The organism is Micromonospora phytophila (genome assembly GCF_023656545.1).
GTDB lineage: Bacteria > Actinomycetota > Actinomycetes > Mycobacteriales > Micromonosporaceae > Micromonospora > Micromonospora phytophila.
Window position 1 is genome coordinate 1 of sequence record NZ_JAMOKF010000013.1, and the last position, 18,029, is coordinate 18,029.

The 18,029-nt window shown below is 69.1% G+C and carries 15 protein-coding genes; 5 read left to right on the top strand and 10 right to left on the bottom strand.

All coding sequences use genetic code 11. The annotated features are described in order from the left end of the window. Positions 1-1,429: FAD-binding oxidoreductase (locus NCC78_RS03955; RefSeq protein ID WP_250791782.1), on the bottom strand; the 1,429-nt coding region annotated here is incomplete at its 3' end. Between the two features lie 301 nt (positions 1,430-1,730). After that, positions 1,731-2,468, bottom strand: coding sequence for a hypothetical protein (locus NCC78_RS03960; protein ID WP_250791783.1), 738 nt, complete (start codon positions 2,466-2,468; stop codon positions 1,731-1,733). 228 nt (positions 2,469-2,696) lie between these two features. On the opposite strand from NCC78_RS03960, the gene NCC78_RS03965 reads away from it, so the two are divergent. After that, positions 2,697-3,518 carry a DUF4184 family protein gene (locus NCC78_RS03965; RefSeq protein WP_250791784.1) on the top strand — a complete coding sequence of 274 codons (822 nt, stop codon included), beginning with the start codon at positions 2,697-2,699 and terminating at the stop codon, positions 3,516-3,518. A gap of 42 nt (positions 3,519-3,560) precedes the next feature. Continuing rightward, on the top strand, positions 3,561-3,959 hold the full coding sequence (locus tag NCC78_RS03970) for a cold-shock protein (protein ID WP_250791785.1): 399 nt from the start codon (positions 3,561-3,563) through the stop codon (positions 3,957-3,959). Between the two features lie 123 nt (positions 3,960-4,082). Here NCC78_RS03970 and NCC78_RS03975 read toward each other — a convergent pair whose 3' ends face one another. After that, positions 4,083-4,667 carry a hypothetical protein gene (locus NCC78_RS03975; RefSeq protein ID WP_250791786.1) on the bottom strand — a complete coding sequence of 195 codons (585 nt, stop codon included), beginning with the start codon at positions 4,665-4,667 and terminating at the stop codon, positions 4,083-4,085. Between the two features lie 321 nt (positions 4,668-4,988). Between NCC78_RS03975 and NCC78_RS03980 the strand changes: the two genes are divergently transcribed. After that, entirely contained in the window at positions 4,989-5,693 is a 705-nt protein-coding gene (locus tag NCC78_RS03980) for a hypothetical protein (RefSeq protein ID WP_250791787.1), read from the top strand. Positions 5,694-5,825: 132 nt separating this feature from the next. Here NCC78_RS03980 and NCC78_RS03985 read toward each other — a convergent pair whose 3' ends face one another. Both NCC78_RS03985 and NCC78_RS03990 read right to left on the bottom strand, forming a co-directional pair. Beyond that, positions 5,826-6,077 (bottom strand): hypothetical protein, encoded by a 252-nt coding sequence (locus NCC78_RS03985; protein ID WP_250791788.1) that lies wholly within the window; start codon positions 6,075-6,077, stop codon positions 5,826-5,828. After that, positions 6,074-6,376, bottom strand: coding sequence for a DivIVA domain-containing protein (locus tag NCC78_RS03990; RefSeq protein ID WP_250791789.1), 303 nt, complete (start codon positions 6,374-6,376; stop codon positions 6,074-6,076). The genes NCC78_RS03985 and NCC78_RS03990 overlap by 4 nt, the downstream gene beginning before the upstream one ends. Positions 6,377-6,698: 322 nt before the next feature. Here NCC78_RS03990 and NCC78_RS03995 point away from each other — a divergent pair, with 322 nt between their 5' ends. Then, entirely contained in the window at positions 6,699-7,589 is an 891-nt protein-coding gene (locus NCC78_RS03995) for a helix-turn-helix domain-containing protein (protein ID WP_250791790.1), read from the top strand. Beyond that, positions 7,582-7,782 (top strand): DUF397 domain-containing protein, encoded by a 201-nt coding sequence (locus NCC78_RS04000; RefSeq protein WP_250791791.1) that lies wholly within the window; start codon positions 7,582-7,584, stop codon positions 7,780-7,782. Before NCC78_RS03995 ends, NCC78_RS04000 begins: the two co-directional genes overlap by 8 nt. 121 nt (positions 7,783-7,903) lie before the next feature. Here NCC78_RS04000 and NCC78_RS04005 read toward each other — a convergent pair whose 3' ends face one another. From NCC78_RS04005 to NCC78_RS04025, 5 genes are all read right to left on the bottom strand, one after another. Then, on the bottom strand, positions 7,904-8,587 hold the full coding sequence (locus NCC78_RS04005) for a hypothetical protein (RefSeq protein WP_250791792.1): 684 nt from the start codon (positions 8,585-8,587) through the stop codon (positions 7,904-7,906). Between the two features lie 167 nt (positions 8,588-8,754). Further along, positions 8,755-9,084 carry a hypothetical protein gene (locus tag NCC78_RS04010; RefSeq protein ID WP_250791793.1) on the bottom strand — a complete coding sequence of 110 codons (330 nt, stop codon included), beginning with the start codon at positions 9,082-9,084 and terminating at the stop codon, positions 8,755-8,757. Positions 9,085-9,276: 192 nt separating this feature from the next. Further along, positions 9,277-11,427, bottom strand: coding sequence for a UvrD-helicase domain-containing protein (locus NCC78_RS04015; RefSeq protein ID WP_250791794.1), 2,151 nt, complete (start codon positions 11,425-11,427; stop codon positions 9,277-9,279). Between the two features lie 122 nt (positions 11,428-11,549). Continuing rightward, entirely contained in the window at positions 11,550-14,096 is a 2,547-nt protein-coding gene (locus tag NCC78_RS04020) for a GmrSD restriction endonuclease domain-containing protein (RefSeq protein WP_250791795.1), read from the bottom strand. A gap of 152 nt (positions 14,097-14,248) precedes the next feature. Next, positions 14,249-17,974 carry an AAA family ATPase gene (locus NCC78_RS04025; RefSeq protein WP_250791796.1) on the bottom strand — a complete coding sequence of 1,242 codons (3,726 nt, stop codon included), beginning with the start codon at positions 17,972-17,974 and terminating at the stop codon, positions 14,249-14,251. Positions 17,975-18,029 lie beyond the last annotated feature (55 nt).

Below are 18,029 nucleotides of genomic sequence, written 5' to 3' on the forward strand. Positions count from 1 at the left end.
AGACGGCATGCTTGATCTGGTCCCACTGGGCGAGGGTGGCGCCCCAGCGGCCGGTGGCGTACACGCCGAAGTAGGGGGCGGGGCCGTCCGGGTAGACGTGGGTGAAGCGGCAGGTGACCACACCGGTCGCGGCGACGGCGCGGAGCGCGTCGCCGGCCGCGGCGAGCACGGCGGCGCGTAAGGCGGGGAATCGGTCCCAGGTGCAGGCGGTCTCGAACGTCTCCACGATCATCGACCGGGCGGCGAGTGCGTCGCGCTGGTACGGCATCCGCAGGAAAGCCGACCGCCAGGCGTCGGCGGCGGTCCGCTGCCGTGGGCCGGAGGAGTCGTCGCCGCGGGGCGGCTCCGGCAGGGTTCCCCCGTGGTCGCGGCACAGCTCGACGGCGCGGTCCAGCCACGGTGTGACCGGATGGTCGGCGGACTCGAATCCCAGGACGAGCACGCCGCCGGTGGTGGCGGCGCCGGCGTTGAGCAGCGCCTCGGCGGGGTCGAGCAGCCGGCAGTTGCTCGGGTGCAGCGCGGACTGGGCGATGGCCCGGGTGGCTTCGACCGCCTCGTCGTAGTCGGTGAAGTGCACCGAGGCGTCCGCCCGCCAGCGCGGCCGGTCCTGCAGCCGCATCCACGCCTCGGTGATGACGCCGAGCGTGCCCTCCGAGCCGAGGAACAGCCGGTCCGGGGACGGCCCGGCGCCGGAGCCGGGCAGCCGGCGGGACTGGCTGGTGCCCGCCGGGGTGACCACCCGCAACGACTCCACCAGGTCGTCGATGTGGGTCAGGACGGTGGCGTAGTGACCGCCGGCGCGGGTGGCCAACCAGCCGCCCAGGGTGGAGAACTCGAACGACTGCGGGAAGTGCCGCAGCGTGAGGTCGTGCCGTCGGAGCTGGTCCTCCAACGCCGGGCCGAACACACCGGCCTGGATGCGGGCCGCCCGGCTGGTCGGGTCCACCTCCAGCACCCGGTCGAGGCGCCCGAGGTCGAGACTGACCGCCGCGGGATACGCGTCGTCCAGCCGCGGCTCCACGCCGCCGACCACTGACGAGCCGCCGCCGTAGGGGATCACCGCGATGTCCCGGCCCGCGCACCAGTCCAGCACGTCGACGACGTCCTGCTCGCTCGCCGGCCGGACCACCAGGTCCGGCGGGTCGTGAACCTCCCCGTGCAGGTTGCGGACGACGTCCCGGAACGCCTTGCCGTGGGTGTGCGCCGCCCGGTCGGCCGGGTCCGTCGAGCACAGCCGGGCGAGCGACGTCGGCGGATCGACCCGCGGCGGGCGCAGGCCGAGTTCGGCCACCGGCGGCGCGACATGCTCGGTCAGGTCGACGCCGGGCAGCAGGGTACGCACCCGGTCGGCCAACGCGGTGGCCTCCGCGCCGGTCACGGCGTCCTCGACGTGCCCCCAGCCCCACCACGAACGGTGTTTCCCGGCCATGCGGCCTCCCCGCCGTCCACCATCGCCAGATCGATCCGCCGGTAACGTACTCGACGGCCGGCACTCCGTCGATGCCGTCGTGGCAGGCGCGGACTGCCGGCGCCGCGAACCGGCATGGGGCTGGCCTTCCCGACGGTCCCCGCCTACCGGTTTGCGGTACCGCACGTTCGCGTCCGCAAGCCGAAGGCCGGTGGCGCGCAGGTTGTCAGTGGCGACGGTTGCGGATCTCACCGACGATGATCGTGCCGGAGGACGCAGCATCCCCAGCACCACCAACTAATACGGCAGCCGCCAATCGGGATCATGGTTGAAGTTTGAGGCTGAGCCGTCGTTTGGTAGTGGGCTCGTCGGGCTTGGGCTTGATGGCGCCGGCGACCGCGAGGGCGGTGATCAGCCCGACGCCGAGCCACGCCCAGCCACGGTCTGGTCCGACTAGCGCCTCGGCTGTGCCGGCCGTCGTGGGGTTCGGCACGAGCAGGGCCGGCCCAGAGTCTCGTAGCGGCCCGACCGAGATCAGCACACCCCAACACCAAGTGAGCCCGGCATAGCTGGCCCAGGCCAGCCACCCCGCACGAGGCGACCATCGCCAGTGCACGCCCACCACAACGCCGATTAGCGCCCAACTCACGCACGTTACCAAGCCGCCGACGGCGGCCAACACGACGCGACCGTCGGCAAGCGTGGCGAGGTCAAGAAACCGCTTGTACTCCGGATTCGCCCGCAGGGTCAGCACAGCCAACGGCGCGACGATGAGGGTCCCGGCGAGACCGGCCGACAGCCCCACGACGCCGGCACGACGCCACGCCACCGCCATCGGGTGTTTGGCTGCGACAACAAACCCCATCGGGATGGCCGCCAGTTGGACGCCGTAGTGCCCGGCCGTGTAGAGATTCGCCAGCGCGGGCAAAACATGTCGGTCGGCGTCCGCGCTGTGCGCTGTCGCCTGCAGGTCGAACATCGCGTTCTGCGCCCACAGCACGTCGAAGCACCCAGCGACGAGCAAGATTGCACCGAACGCTGTGGCGATCATCAGTCGCACAACGCACCCTAACGATTCGATGTCCCGAGCGGCAACGCTGCCCGCCTGGTCCTGTCGCTATTGCCCGCCCTGTCCACAACGCACCATCACGCAGTCGCCGCCTCGCGTTCAGTCGCCTCCATCAGCAACATCTCAAACGGCGGCTGCCGCACTAACCGTGCCGGACCGGTTACACCGGAAACCCGGCACTCTCACCCGCGCTGGAGTAGCAGGTGGGAAGATGCGCCGATGCCGCTGACCTTCCCGTCGCACCCGGGTGTGGTACTCCCGCTCAAGCTCTGGCGACCCCGCTGGTTCGACGGTGTCGCGCTGACGACCGGGGCGGTCGCACCCGACGTCAGGTACGCGCTCCTCGGGGTCGGACCGGAGTGGCAGAGCCACACTCTCACCGCGCTGGTGTGGTGGTGTGTGCCAGTGGCGCTGCTCGGCGCGTGGCTCGTCCGCGCCACCGTCGCGACCCTCGCCGCCCACCTACCCCACCTCGGCCCGTTCGCGCTGCGCGACTACGGGGTGCTTGCCACAGTGCGCCACCCGTGGCAGATCACCGCCGGATCTGCGCTGCTCGGCGCGGCCACTCACATCGGCTGGGACCACCTCACCCACACCGCGGCATGGCTGCGCATCGTATTCGGCATCGACTGGGATTCGGTCAGCGAGGTCGCCTGGTGGACGGTGTCGGACATCCCCAGCAGCCTCGTCGGCGCGCTGGTCACGCTCGGCGTCGCCGTCGTGATCGGCCGCCGCCGGCTGCTTCGCGCCTGGCACGGCAACCCACCGCCAGTCCGCACCCGCTCGATGGTGTTCTGGCCCGTCGCGGGCGCCGTCGCAACCATCGGGTACGCCCTGACCCCGGTGTTGCCAGCCGCAGGGTTGCCATGGGCGACTGTCGTGCGGCTGCTGTGCGTCACGGCCGGGGCGCTGCTCGTCGCCGCCGTGGCGGTGCAAGCAGTGAACGCCAAGATCACCTTCCCCGCTGAGACACCCACGCTGGCACGTGGGAGCCGTTCGGAAGTGCCACCCTCGTCGCCAAACGCCTCGCCGCCGCGATGAACGCTGCCCGATCGCCGCAGCGGTACGCTGCTGCGCTGCTGCATGGACGGTGGAGATTCGGCCGTTGCAGCAGCCGACCTGGGCGTTGCTCTTCGCGATGTCGGCGCCAGGCAGAATGAACGGATGGCAAGCTCGGGAGTCGTTCGGACCTATCACACCGACGAGGGTTGGGGCATCATCGACGGGCCGGGTGTGCCCGGCGGGTGTTGGGTCCACTTCTCGGTGATCGCCATGAATGGACTCAGGCAGCTAGCCGCCGGGCAGAGGGTCTCGTTCCTGGCCGAGGCTGCGACCCAGGACGGGTTCGCGTACCGGGCGGTGAAGGTATGGACGGGCGATACCGAGCCAGCCGACCGACGACGGACAGGCACCGAATCCCACGCCTTCCACAGCACCTTGACGCTGACGTTCGACGAGCCGCCGGAGCCCAGCGGGCGCTGACAGCGAAAGCCGCTCTCCGGCTCCGCCCTCGGCTGCGCGCGGACAGGTCCCACGACCTGCCGAGCGCTTCGCGGCAGGTACGGATGCTCAACTGGGGCCAGGCCGCCGGAATCGGCGGAACCCTCATCCCCAAGAGGGATTCCGGCTCGGCAGCCACTCCCCAAACAGCGACTCGTACTCCTCATCGGGTTCGACAGTGAGGATGAAATCAGGTGTGGTACTGGCCACCGCATCACGCAAGCGGGCCAGGAGCACGGGCACAGTCGCCAGGTCCAGCGACAGTGCTGACGCGAGCTCGATCCGCTGAGCGCCAATGCCGGGCTGGTCCCTGAGCTCGTCGCGCTGCAGGTGCTCTGCGGCGGATTGCATGATCATCAGATCACCGCCGCCGGAGAACTTCACGCAGTCTTGCCAGGACGGTAACCCGACCATGACCTCCAGGGCTTCGCCGAGGTTCCGGCCGATGAGACCAGCCTGCCCTTCGGAGCTGGCGTACAAGACTGGTCGCGTTGACCGGCGTTCACCGCAGAGGAAGAACGTTCCGCCGGTGAAGTCACCGGCTATGCCTTCCAGGGGCTGCCCGGACGACAGCCTGACAGGCTCCCCGTGATCACCGCGCGTGAGGTCAAACTCGCAGACCTCCCACAGCAGTTCGGCGAGACGCAGGTCTTGGCGAACCACCTCCAGGATCTCGTCGTCGCTTTTCACGCGGCGCACGCTAGCAGGCCGCCGGGCCGGCCCGTCTTCGGCTTCACGGCCACCTCCTTCGAGGACATGCCCATCCGCTGGACCCCCTGGCTTGTCCGGGAGCCGACGATTGGCAGTGGCTGCGTTCTGCGCACGATCACGCGCGAGCCTCGACCCCTCGTCCGAGACAGCCCCCGTGGATTGCGCTCGTACACCTCAAGAGCGGCCCACCGGCAGTCGAGGGACCGTGATCGCCCGGATCTGCCACGACGACGTGCGCGCCCGGCTTGCTTCCCGGGCCTACCTTGAAGCTCGGTGCCGGCAGACGCTAGGTGGGCGGGCATGCAGATCATCGAGCACAGCATCATCGGGACCCGCTCTGCGGTGCTGCGCCTTCGGCGCCCCGGCAGCCAGTTGGAGTTCGTGCTGTTCCCCATGCTTCATGTAGCGAGCCCAAAGTTCTACGCGGCGGTGGCGCAGCGGCTCCGGCAGTGTGACCTGCTCGTCGTCGAAGGCGTCAGCGGGCGTTCGGTACTTGGATGGGCCATCACACTCACCTACCGGGTCATGCCAGCCAACAAGCGTTCCGGACTGGTGGTCGACAACATCGCGTACCGGTCGCTCGGCGTGGAGCTGATCAACCCGGACGTGACGACGGCGGAGTTCGCCCAGGGCTGGCGGGCCATGCCGCAGCGATACCGGCTACTGATGTGGTGTGTCATTCCGATCGTGGCCGTCGCGCAGTTCTTCGGGGGCACGCGGCGGCTGCTCTCGCCTGAAGTCGAGTTGAACGACCTGCCTAGCGCGAAGGACGAGATGTACTCGGACAGTGAGTTCTCTGAGCACTTCGAGCGCACGTTCGGCGGCCATCGGGATGAGCGGCTACTTGCCGCGCTGTCCGAGCTGGTCCGTACGCGTTCGTCGGAGCGGATCGACGTCGCGGTCGTCTACGGTGCCGGTCACGTGCCAGCGATCGTACGGGGACTCTTGGACCGGCATGGCTACCGCCCCCGGAAGGCCGAGTGGCTCACCGTGCTGGACGCATGAGCGGCATCGTCCTCCGCGGCCGACCAGGCGTGGCTCTCAGCCATCACCTGCCGTTGAAGGAATCGCACACCGCAGCATGATTTCTCGCGAGTCGCGCCGTCCATAGTGGCTCCGCGTAGACCCGGCGGCCCGTCACTGGCGCAGCCGGCGGGAGCACTCGCCGTCGTGGTCGGCGCGGAGCAGGCAGCGTCGACCGCCGGGCAGCAGCAGGTCGCAGAAGACCCGGTGGCGGAGAAACTGCCGGTCCTCCTCGGAGACGGTCATCTCCCCCGGGTCCATCATCGGCAGCACCGTCATCCAGCGGCCGACGACCCGGGCCAGACGCTGCGCGGCGGGCAGGTCGGCGGCAAGGACGGGCAGGTGGATGACGTACCGCTGGGTCATCGGTGACCACCCTCGGCGCCGCCAGCGCGGGCCTGCGCGGACTGCCAGCGGCGCAGGGCGTCCTTGACCAGGGCAGCCTCCCGGCGGCTCTCGGCGAGGGCGGCGTAGACGGCGGCCATGTCGACGGCGACCCGGTCGAGGAAGGCGTACACCTCGACGGGGGCGAGGCCGCGGCGTCCGAGCCGGGCGGGCGGGAAGCGGCGCTCGCGCACCTGCCAGGGCAGCAGGCTGGTGTACGCCGTGGAGCGGTAGGTCACGCCACCGCTCGCCGGGGTCGGTCTGGAGTTTCGGACGCTCATGGCTGGCTGCCTTCCTGGTCGTGGATGGGGCGGGCCCACCCGCCCTCCCCGCACGGGCGGACCCACCCCGCCCTGACACCGCAGCTCCACTCAGCGGTACGGCGCCAGGGCTGCTCGACGGGGATGTGATCGGGTGGCGCGGCGGCCGGTCGGGGGAATCGCCCGGCCGCCGTGCTGTGGTCATCCTGTGACAGTTCGGAGTGAAGGCGCAACGTTTCACGCCGCGATTTCCCGGATGTGCATTGACTTTCTTTGCTGAACCACGTAGGAGTTGCGGGAGAGCATCACGCAGTGTTGCGCCACGGAATCAGGGAGTGTGCAGGTGGCCGAGGACATCGGATCGACCGTGCCCCGCCGGCAGCTCGGCCGGCTGCTGCGGCAGTTCCGCAACGAGGCGGGGGTGACGCTCGACGCCGCCGCCGAGGCCCTCGAATACAGCCGGCAGAAGATCTGGCGGCTCGAGTGCGGCATGGGGCCGGTGCGGGTGCTCGACGTGAAGGCGATGTGCGAGCTGTACGGGGTGTCGCCGGAGATGACCGAGGCGATGCGCGGGCTGGCCGCGGAGACGAAGTCGAAGGGCTGGTGGCACGCGTACGGGGACGCGGTGCCGAGCTGGTTCGAGCTGTACGTCGGCCTGGAATCCGCCGCCGCGCACCTGCGCCAGTACGAGGAGACGTTGATTCCCGGCCTGCTGCAGACGCGCGAGTACGCGCTCGGACTCGCGCGTCTGGATCAGCCCGCCACCAGCGAGGAGGATCGCGAGCGGTCGGTCGAGGTGCGGCTGCAACGACAGGGACTGCTGACTCGTCGACTGCCGAAGCCACCCCGGGTGGACGCCGTCCTCTCGGAGGCGGTGCTGCGCCGGGCCGTCGGCAGCAGTGGCGTGATGGTCGAGCAGCTCACGCACCTGCTGAAAGCTGGCGACATGCCCAACGTGTCCGTGCGGGTGCTCCCCTTCGCCGCCGGTCCACACTCCGGCGCGGTGGCGGGCTCGTTCGTGATCCTCGACTTTCCCGCGACCAACGGGGGTCGAACCGCGCCGGAGCCCTCCGTGGCGTACAGCGAGTCGCTGACCGGGGCGCTCTACCTTGACAAGCCCGACGAGCTGGCGGCCTACCAGGGCGTGTGGCACAGCCTGGAGCGGCTGGCCCTCGATGGGGCACAATCGACGGACATGATCAAGCGGGTCATCGGGGAGATGCGGCATGACTGACCTGACCGGCGCCATCTGGCGTAAGAGCACCCGCAGCGGCGGCAACGGCGGCAACTGCGTCGAGGTCGCCACCAACCTCCCCGGCATCGTCACCGTTCGTGACTCGAAGGGCGCCAGCGGCCCGGTGCTCACCTTTACTACGCGGGCGTGGACGGATTTCGTGACCGCGATGAACCGCGAAGGGTTCCGGTGAGGTTGAGCTTCAACGTCAGGGCGCCGGAGACGTTCTGCCACAAGCGTCAAACCGACGACAGCGACGAAACTCCCACAGGCGACCAAGGCGGTCCGCCGCCGCGGAACAGGGACAGCGCTGCTTACCGGTACTGTCGCTGCTGAGCACCGAGGATCTCGCTTCTCAACCCAGCTGCAAGCTCGACCACTTCGACCTGGATCTGAAAGGCGCGCAGTGCAGCGGCCGCCCAGAACCGTGCGGTGGTGAAGTGGTGGGCTGCCTCCTCGTCGGAGAGGCACAGCACCAGCCGCGGCGCAGTCACCAGGGTTGACGCGACGAAGAGGAGACGCATCGCGTCCGCCAGGACCTTATGCTTCTGGGCGGCCTTCGGCGGTCCCTGATGGGCCCACGCTTCGACCAGCACCGTCAGGTGCTCGTCGGCACCGTCGACCTCGACCCGCGCCCCGTCCGCCAGAGAGAATCTGCGCGGCTTCAACACACAACCGAGCCGTTCTCCCAGCAGACCGAGCATGATCCCTTCGGCCTGCCGCTGTGGCGCGCTGTCGCCCGCCGCCGGCTCTGCCAGGACCTTCTGTTGGACGACAGCATCCTCAGGGAAGGTGTCACTCACGATCTCGTTGACGATCTTTCCGCTCGGGCCGATGTAGCGGCGGAGCCGGCGGCTCTGTTCGAGCCTGCGGCACGCCTGGTTGATCGTCTGCCGAGGCTGCACGTCGAGCTGCCGCGCGAGCTCGTCGTCGTCAAGCGGGAGCCGGGTGCGCAACAGCTCCTGCACGACTCGCTCCGCGATCGTCAGTTGATCCACCTGCTCCTCCAAGTGCCTCTTGGCTACAGGTGAGCATTGTCGCGGCGTCACCTTCGCGTGGGCAAAGGCCTCGTGGGTTTCGCCGCTTGTTCCAGGCCGTGGTGTGCTACCCGGTGCACGGGCGATGCCGCCGTGCAGGAAATTTGATCATCAGGCGGCCCAGACGCTCAGTCCTCGGCGTCGTCCAACTCATCCGCGGGCGGCAACATCGACGGATCGGGCCGGACCGGCGCCGGTTTGGGCAGAGCGCCGAGCCCTACCCGCTCCAACGCCTTGTGCAGGCTTCCCCGCATTTCATTGACCACGTCCTCCCGTGCCTGGTGGTAGGCCAACTGGGCAGCCGCGCCGCCAGCCGACCCCGCCTGCTTGTAGCCGCCCCACCACTCTTGGACGACGTAGGAGCCACCGACCCGCTTTAGACGCACAACCCAGTACACCGATCTGCTCTTGCGCACTGTCCAGTAGGTGCCGTCGGCTGTGTAGTTTCGGTACTCCATGCCGACGAACTTATCCGAAACATAATCTGTTCCTCCTCCTCCGTCCGTCCGGGATAGACGGGCAGCATGCCGACGAGTCGCTGCCCGTCTGTGGCATCGGCCTGGCGCAGTGAATCCGGGAAATCCGTCTGAGGCAGGAGGCCCTGCCGCTCAGCTGGCGGCGGGCGACGGTCGATATGATTGCTTATCCGGTCAGCGGGCGTCGGTTGCAAACGCCAGGAATGGGCTGGGCGGTCCGCTCCATGACACGTGGAGGGCTTCCCGCGCCCGGGTACTGGCGACGAAAAGCAGGCATCGTTCCCTGAGCATGTCGCTCTCGTGCTGCAGCTGATCGACCTCGCTCGGCGTGACCTCCTTGGCGAAGGGAACCGCCTTGGCCGTGGCCCCCACCACCGCGACGCAGCGGAACTCCAGCCCCTTCATCGCGTGCATGGTGGCGAGCCGCACCCCGTCAACGTCCGGGCCGGGCTGGTCTCGCACCCGGACGGCCGGAATCCCGGCCCCGGTCAGCTCCTCGTGCACGCTACCAAGCAGCATGTTGAACCGCGCGCAGACCGCGATCTCGCTCGGCTGGACGCCCTGCTCCAGCCACTCCCCCACCCTCTCAACGAGCGCCGCGACCTCGGCCTGACTCGTCGGGTGGCCGTTCGCGTGAGGTCGCTTGCCGTGCAGCAGCGACCGGTAGCCAGTGAGGCTGTCCTCGCCCTCACCGCCGAGGTCCTCGACCCGCGACCCAACGAGCACCCCAGTGGACCAGGACAGGATCTCCTCGGTGCTGCGGTAGTTGATGCGCAGCCGGCTGCTGCGCCCTGCGACGGAGATGCCGAGGGCGGCGAGCGACACCCGGGAGTCGTAGATCCGCTGGTGCGGGTCTCCGGTGATGAACAGGTCGTCGGGGCCGGGCGCTACTGCGGCGCGCAGCACCCGCCACTGTGCCGGGTGCAGGTCCTGCGCCTCGTCCACCACCACGTGGTCGAAGCCGTGGTCACCGAGGTCGGCCTCCCCGAGCAGCTGCGCCGCTCGCGCGCACACCTGAAGGTGGGTGATGGTGCCGGCCGCCGCCAGCTCGGCCGAGAACATCTCCACCGCGTCCCATACCCGGTCACGCTGTCGCGGGCCCAGCGCCGACCCTCTCCCCCGCCGGCTGACCTCGCGGTACTCCTCGCGGCTGCGCACGTCGTGGGCGAGGATGACGTGCCGGTACTCCTGGGCGAGGAACTGCTCGGTCCAGGGCAGCGTGAGCCGTCGGCACACCCGCCGCCAGACCTGCCGCTCGTCCGTGTCCCCGATCGGGGTGGGCGCTCGCCCGGCGAGGGTGCGCACGGCGCGGGTGGCCAAGGCGTTGACCGTGGTCACCTCCACCCGCGCCAGCTGCTTGTCGTCGCCGAGGAGCAGCGCCAGGTTCTCCCGCAGGGCGGCGGCCAGGGCATTGGTGTACGTGGTGAGCAGCACCCGGCCGTCGGCCGAGCGGGACAGCAGGTGCTTGACCCGGTGCAGGGCGACCACCGTCTTGCCCGTTCCCGGACCACCTGTCACCTGCGCCGGCCCCTTGTACGAGACCCGGTACGCGAGGCGCCGCTGCGACGGGTGAAGAAACACCCGCCAGGCGGCGAACGGCTTGTCGAGGATCTCGGCCAGCTCGTCGGGCCGGGTCACCAGCATGATGCGGCTGGTGGTGTTGGCGATCGCCGCAGCCAGGCTCTCGCTGGGCTCCGGCGTCGCGGCAGCCGGCCGGCGTTCGGCGACGAGGTCGCGATAGACGTCATCCGCGGAGAAGCCCTCGGCGAGGTACTGCAAAACCTCGAACTGGTCCTCGGGTAGCAGCGTGCCGAATGCTTCGAGCTGGGGCTTGTCGATGATCGTCCGGACGGCCCGCAACACCTGATCGTCGATGCCGAGGTGGCGCAGCACCGTGTCGGAATGGCGGGCGAACAGCAGCGTCGGCGCCTGCGCCGCCGCCTTCTCTAGCGCCGGCGTGAGCTGCTCGAGGGCGACGACGTTGCGGACCTCCAGTGCTCGCGTCGCCGTGTTGACCGTGTAGAGGCGCTTCGCCGCCCACGTGTACGCGCCGTCGTGCGGGACGACGTTCAGCAGGAGAAAGGTGTCGCTGCCATCGTCGGGCGCCAGCACGACCCCGCGCCAGAAGTCGTTGATGCGGATGGTCCGCATCCGCGGGTCGCGGGCATTGTTCACCGACTCCAGGTGCAGGCCCTTGTCAGCGTGCAGTTCGGCGATGGTGAGCTGCTGGAACTTCGCCATCGCCTTACGCACGCCGGCCTTGACCGGCTTTTCCAGGACGTCGAAGCTCTCCCAGAAGGTGTTGGCGAAGGCGAGCTGAGGCATGAGCAGACCTCCAGGGGTGGTGGATCGACGGCGGCGGCATAACCGGCCACGGCGTGCGGGCCGGTTCCCGCAGCGCCCCGCGCCCGGGGCGCTGCGGGACCGTGAGTGTCGGTGCCGGGAGCTTAGACCATGATCAGCTCGTCCGAGGCGGGCAACTGGGCCTGGTCGTAGAACCAGCGCAGGTGGTCGAGCAGAGCATCCCTGGCGTCGGAATCGGTGAGCACGGTCAGCGGGAACCCGGGTCGAAGGGCGATCTTCGCGGCGGCGATGTTCACACCCGGCAACTGGTTCAGCCGCTGGCGCAGCTCCTCCCGCAGGGCAACATCCCCGAACGGGGGCCGGACGCTCAGGTGCTGGAACACGACCTCGAACTTTCCGCTCGGGTAGATCGCCGCCGGCCAGATGTCGCCAAGTTCGTGCCTGCGATCGCGGGCCATGAGGAAGCAGGAGGTTTCGCCGCGGGTGCCGTAGAGCAGCGTGCCGCCGATCGCGGTCCAGGCCTCGAGCACGACGTGGGTGGCGGTGGCGACCGCCGGTCCCTGCAGGGCGGTCAGCTGCTCGAGGAAGCGTGCGGCGTAGTCGACCTCCTGGTCGGGTCGCGGCCGGGGCAGGCGCTCGGGCAGGTCATCTGGCGTCACCCCGGCGAGCTGCGCCAGTTCCTCGGTGCCGATGCGCTGGGCCTGGTCCGCGCGGTCGTACTGGTCGAACTGCACGCCCTCGGCGCGCAGCAGGTCGCGCGGGTCTTCGGTGCGGTTCGGGTCGTTCCACTGGAAGCCGGACGCGACGGTGCCCTCGACCTGCAGGACCCGGTGTGCGTTCGGGACGGGGTGCTTGGCGAGCCGGGCACCGACAGACACCGGGTGGCTGCCGATGAGCGCGGCCAAATCGCCGTACGTGGTCCAGGAACCCGCTGGCAGCTCGACGAGCGCCTTGTTCATGACGTCCCAGGGCACCTCCGACTCTTCCGCCGCCTGCATCGTGGTGGGGCCCGGCCAGATGGAGACGATGCGGTCGGCGAGGGCGTCGGCGCGGGCGTGGATCTGAGTGCGGCCCCAGCGGTCATGGGCGGCGATTTCCTGGTTGAGCACGATCCCGCTCTGGCCGAGCTGGACGCGCTTCACCGGGAAGGAGCTGTTGCTCAGCTCCGAGTTGTAGCCGGTTAGGGTCAGGTTCCCCAACGTGTGGACCAGAGCTTCGTGCGCCTCACCGAAGTTCTCCTCCGGTCCGAGGTCAGCGGCCAGCATCTGCCGCCATTCGCTGGTGGGAGTCTGTGGCAGCACGTGCTCGATGGTCAGCGAGTCCAGCGCCACCGGCTCCTTGCTGCCGTACGACTCCTCCAGCCACCGCAGCACAAGGTTGCGCTGGTGCGGGCGCCCGTTGAGGTAGTACGGAATCGATGGGACGGCGGCCCGAACGCTTTCGTCAGTGGCGTAGTACTTGCGGCCGGCCGACAGGTAGGCGTGGACCGCCTGGTCCACCGGCAGGCCCCGGTCCATCTCGGTGACGATGGACAGCAGGATCCGGTTGATGTTCGCGGTGGCTCGACCGATCACCAGGCGGCGGACGAAGAAGCTCTCCACGTACAGCATTGCCGAAGCGACCTGCGCGGACGTCGCGGTGCCGTGCTCGCGGCGGTCCATCAGGTGCAGCAGCAGCGGGTAGACCGTGGTCGTGCCCCAGGCGCTCAACCGCTGGAGCCGCCGCCGTACGCCCGGGTCCTGCTCCTCATCGGGATGAATGATGACCCGCAGCAGGGCACCGAGGCGACTGAACCGCTGCACCTCCGCCTCAATCTCCTCTTCGGACCGCAGCCGCTCAAGCCGGGTTTGCTGCGCCGCGTAGATGTCGGTCTGCTTGATCCGCGGGTCGCGGTGCACCAGGTCGAGCCAGAAGAGCAGCTCCAGCTCCGCCGACGTCAGCCGACTCTGCAGCGGCAGCCACAGGGCCTGGTAGACCGTCTCGCCCCGGGTCGGCAGCCGCATGAACAGGTAGTTGCGCAGCAGGTCGCCCTGGGTGAGCTTCAAACCGGTGTTGTTCAGCGACTCGAATATCCGGTAGACGTTGTCCCCCGGCTGCGCGGTGACCGACACCAGTGCCAGGCCCGTGATGACGGCGCTCTCGATCCGCTCGATGTCCAGCGGGTCGTCCGGGTCGTCGGCTGCGGCGAGCTGGGTGGCGAAGAACTGGTAGGCGACACCCACGGAATCGACGCCCCCGGCCTGGGGGGTGGATTCCAGACAGGCCACGTAGGCGTCCCGGTCTGCCTGGGTCGGAACCAGCTTCCACCGGCGCTGCCCCTGCTCCCAGGGGTTCGTCAGGTACTGCCGGTTGAGACGGTCGCGGTGCTTCGGGTCCTCGTGCTGCGCCCGATGGTCGCGAATGGCGCAGAGCAGGATGGTCAGGCTGGTCAGCCGCTGCTGGCCGTCGACCACCAGAAACTCGGCGAGACCCGCCGGACCGTTAGCGGGGCTGGGCGCGAGCACCAGCGAGCCGATGAAGTGCGTGGCGCCCGGTTTGTCCACCCGGTCCTCGGCGAGTTTGCGCACGTCCTCCCACAGTCGCGTCAACTGCGCCTTCGTCCACGAGTAGGTGCGCTGATACAACGGCACCTGATATTGCTTCGTCCCCTCCAACAGACCTTGAAGCGTGGTCTCCGCTGCCGCGACCATCCTCGAATCCCTCCACGTAGGACCGGCACCTGGGGCCGGTCGAACAGACACATCAATGTCGGACGGCGAAACCGACGCCGGCCGGAAACGCCCAGACCCGACAGCGCTGCGGTGACAGCCTGGAAGTCCGGCTGGTCATCGCAGCCGCGGAGTCACAGACCGAAGACCTTCTGGGCGAGGTTCCGCCAGGCCGGGAAGTCCACCCCACCCCGATCGTCGGTCACGACCAACATGCCCTGGTCTCCGCCGCCATCCTCTACCGGCAGGATCCCGTTGCGGGCGTACCACTCCTTCTTGAGCGCCCACTTCGCCGCGTACCGAGGGTCGGCCAGCATGCCGAGGTGCTCCCAGATCACCGTTTCCCCCAAGTCGGTGGTCACGGTGAAGTCAGGCCGGACGGTCCGCCCGTCGGCGCCGGTGAAGGGCGCCTCGTAGTCGTAGGACATGCCCAGCTCGTGCAGCAGGTTGGCGATCAGCAGCTCGCTCTTGCTGCGGACCAGTTCACCCCGGTCGGTGCGGTGCACCAGGCCGCGGTCGACCACGGCGTCACCGACCTGAATGGGGTCCGACGGCACGAAGAGGTTGGTCAGCCGACCTGCGGTGTCGGAGTAGACGGCGGAGCCCCGTTTGGCGACCTCGTCGAGGTCGGCCTCGTGCAGCAGGATCACCTTGCCCTTCTGCCGGGTCAGGGCGGTGTAGAGCAGTTCCCGACTCAGCCCGGCAGCCTCCGCCGGCAGCACAACAACCGTGATACCGAATTCGCTTCCCTGCGACTTGTGAATGGTGATCGCCCAGGCGAGTTCGAGCATCGGCGCGCGGGTGTCGTCGGACCAGTCGTAGAAGTCGTACCTGACTCTCTCGCGGCCACTGAACTCGATCTCGGTCTTGTTGGGCGGCCAGGTGACCCACTTGGAGCGGGTCTGACCCACCACCACACCCAGTTCACCGTTGGCGACGAAGCGCTCCGCGTCCCTGGGGTAGATCCGGGACTGCTTGAACTGGTGGTTGCGGATGTTGATCACCTTGTCGCCGACGACGATGCGTTCCGGGCCGATCGGCTTGGCGTTCCACCGCCTCGGCCCCACCGCCTGCTCGAGGGCACCAGTGCCGAAGGCGTCCTTCAGCGCACGGTTGATCTCGATGGTGCCCCAGCCCCGGCTACGGACCGGTGACAGGATCTGCCAGGCGTCGGCGCGGCCTCCCGCGCCGGGCGGAAAGTAGAGGTTTCCCTTGGCGGACACCATGCCGCCGTAGCTGCGGCCGAACGCTGCCGCCAGTTCCTCGTTGGAGGCCGTCCTCATCTCCTCGACCTCCTCCCGCAGGACGGCGAGCAGGGTCGGGAACAGGTCGCCATGGCCGTACCGAACGGCGCGCAGCGTCGGCAGCTGCTCGCCCGCTCGCAGCCGCTCCCAGACCAGGTCGGCCGCCGGGGACAGCTCCCCGTCGGCGAACCAACTGGCCAGGACCAGGTCATCGCGTTCCTGGCCGACCTGTCGGCGGGGAATGGTGAGTTCGGCGTAGCCCGGCCCGCACCGTGGCGTGCGGGTGGCGATGTCGTCCGGCGCGAGTCGACGCACGATGTCGACGAAGGGACGCCCGGCGCCGATCGGCGGGAGTTGCCGGGGATCTCCGACCAGCACCAGCCGTTGCACGCCGGTGACCGCGTCGAGCAGTGCCGCGAGTTGCTCCTCGGTGAGCATGGACGCCTCGTCGACCACCACGGTCTTGTAGTTCTTGGACCGGGTCTGCACGTCGCCGGTCACCAGGTACCGCTCGGTCCATGGGTCGTACCGCCTGGTCGAGATCAGGAACTGCGCCAGAGTGACCGCCGGCGCGTCGACCCGCTGTGCCAGCTGTACCCGGGCCTTGCCCGTGGGAGCGACCAGGAGCACTCCCCCGGCGGCCACCGACTCGGTGTGCCGCAGCACCTGCAACAGGGTCGTCTTTCCCGTTCCCGCCGAGCCGATGAGAACGCTGATCCGCGACGAGTAGAGCGTGTTGAGGGCCGCCACCTTCTCGGCCCGGGCACGCTCCTCGGCGTCCTGTTCGTCCGTTTGGAGGGTGTCGTCCATGGGGCCCAGCAGCGCGTCGAGACGTACCGCGAAGTCGGGTGCGCCGGCGATGGGAGCCGCCTTGAGACGGCGTTCGGTCTGATCGCGGATGACGTTCCCGACCCGGGTCAGTTCGGCGAGCTGCAGGGCCGGCGCACCGTTGGGCAGGATCACCCCGGTCAGCGGCGCATCCGTGGGCAGGCTCTGCGCGGACAGGTGATGGGCGTCGAGGACGTCCGCCGTGACCGGGCACGGCGCACTGAGCGTTCGCTCCCGGATGCTGTTGACCACGTCGGCCTGAGGTTGAAGTGTGTGCCCGACCGCCTTCGCCCGTTGCAGCTCGTCGATGATGAAGGCGCGTAACCGGCGCGCGTCGAGGCCGTCGTCCATGGCACTGGGCTTGGCCAGCGGGAACGCGGAAGCAAGGGCGGCGTCCGGAAAACACCCCCGGTCGATGACGGCGAGAGGTACGCCTTCGGGCTGGTCGCGGTCGGCCTCATACAGCCGGTACGGGTTGGCGATGATGTCGTCGTCGTGGAGCGCGGGGTCACGTCGCTCGACGACGAAGAACCTCTCGGCCTGATCCTTGGTCAGTGAGAAGCGGCTCAGCAGTTGCAGCAGTTGCCTCCGCTCGGGCCTGAGGGCCTTCCAGGTCACGCGCAGGCTGGGTGTCAGGTGTGTCTTCGCGGTCAGGCCGAGCCGGTCCGGGTCCGCCATCGCCGCCTCGAGGGTCTGCCAGGGATCGGTACCGGAGCCGGAAGCCGCAGCGACCATGTGGGCGAACGTCACGTACTGCGGGACGCCGAGGGCGGCCAGGACGCTGGCGAGGCCGGGACGCGGCCCGCGCAGCTTCCACAGCCGGTTGAGCTGCTCTTCGAGCCAGTCGAAGCCGAGCGCACCCGCATCGTCGCCGAGGATCCGTCGGGCGGCGCGTCCCGCCGCCATCAACGCGAGCAGTCCGTCGATGGCGAGGTCGTGACTGACGTGCTCGGTAACGTACGAGAACGCCTCCCAGCCGCCCTCTGGCGCGAAGGCCAGGGCGTCGCTGATGTCGACGCCCTTCCGGTCGCGGGCATCGAGCAACGCCTGATACGGCATCAGGAAACCCCGCTGCTGGTCGGGGCGCAGCGAGTGCCCGATGGTGGTCTCCCACATCTGCGCCGGGAAAGGCTCCCCTCCGCTGCTGCGGTAGGCCCCGGTTGGCGTGACAGCGGTGACCATCGCGGCACCGACGAGCAGCCGGCGGGAGTCGTCGGTGAGCGGACTGTGCTTGGCGTAGAAGAAGACGATGCTGCGCTCCGGCTGCACTGAGCTGAAGAAGGCGTCCAGGATGGCCCGCTGGTTGTCGCCGTGCATCGTCCATGTGGTGTTTCCCCAGCCGGTGATGGTGTCCACCCGCTCCTCCAGCTCGGGCAGCAGGCCGAGCCGGCGCTCCTCGTTCACCGCCTTGGCTCCCTCTCGGGACATCCACCGGAAGGGCACCGCCTGGGCGGAGTACGGCGGCATCGTCTGCGCAGTGGGCTGGAACGTCGCGAAGGCCGGCGACTTCTGCGTGAAGGGGTGCGTACGCTGGAACGGGATCACCCGAGGCGACATGAAAGTGGCCCGTTCCGCCACGCACGGCGGAGCGTCGGCGAGCGGCAGATCGGCGATGTCCCGCCCGGCGTTGCGCTGCTCATGGTCGTCACGGCGGTTCTGGCCGATGTTCTTGAGCAGCACGCAGGTGCCGTTGCCGTGCGGGTCGGCGCAGACCGTCCCCTTCCAGCCGTTGTCGTGCCACGGAACGCGGATGGAAATGTGTTCGATCTGTGCCGCGGTCTCACCCATGACGCTCTCCTCAGTCGACGCCGCCCCGGCGGCGGTCACGTGCACAGTCGGTGCT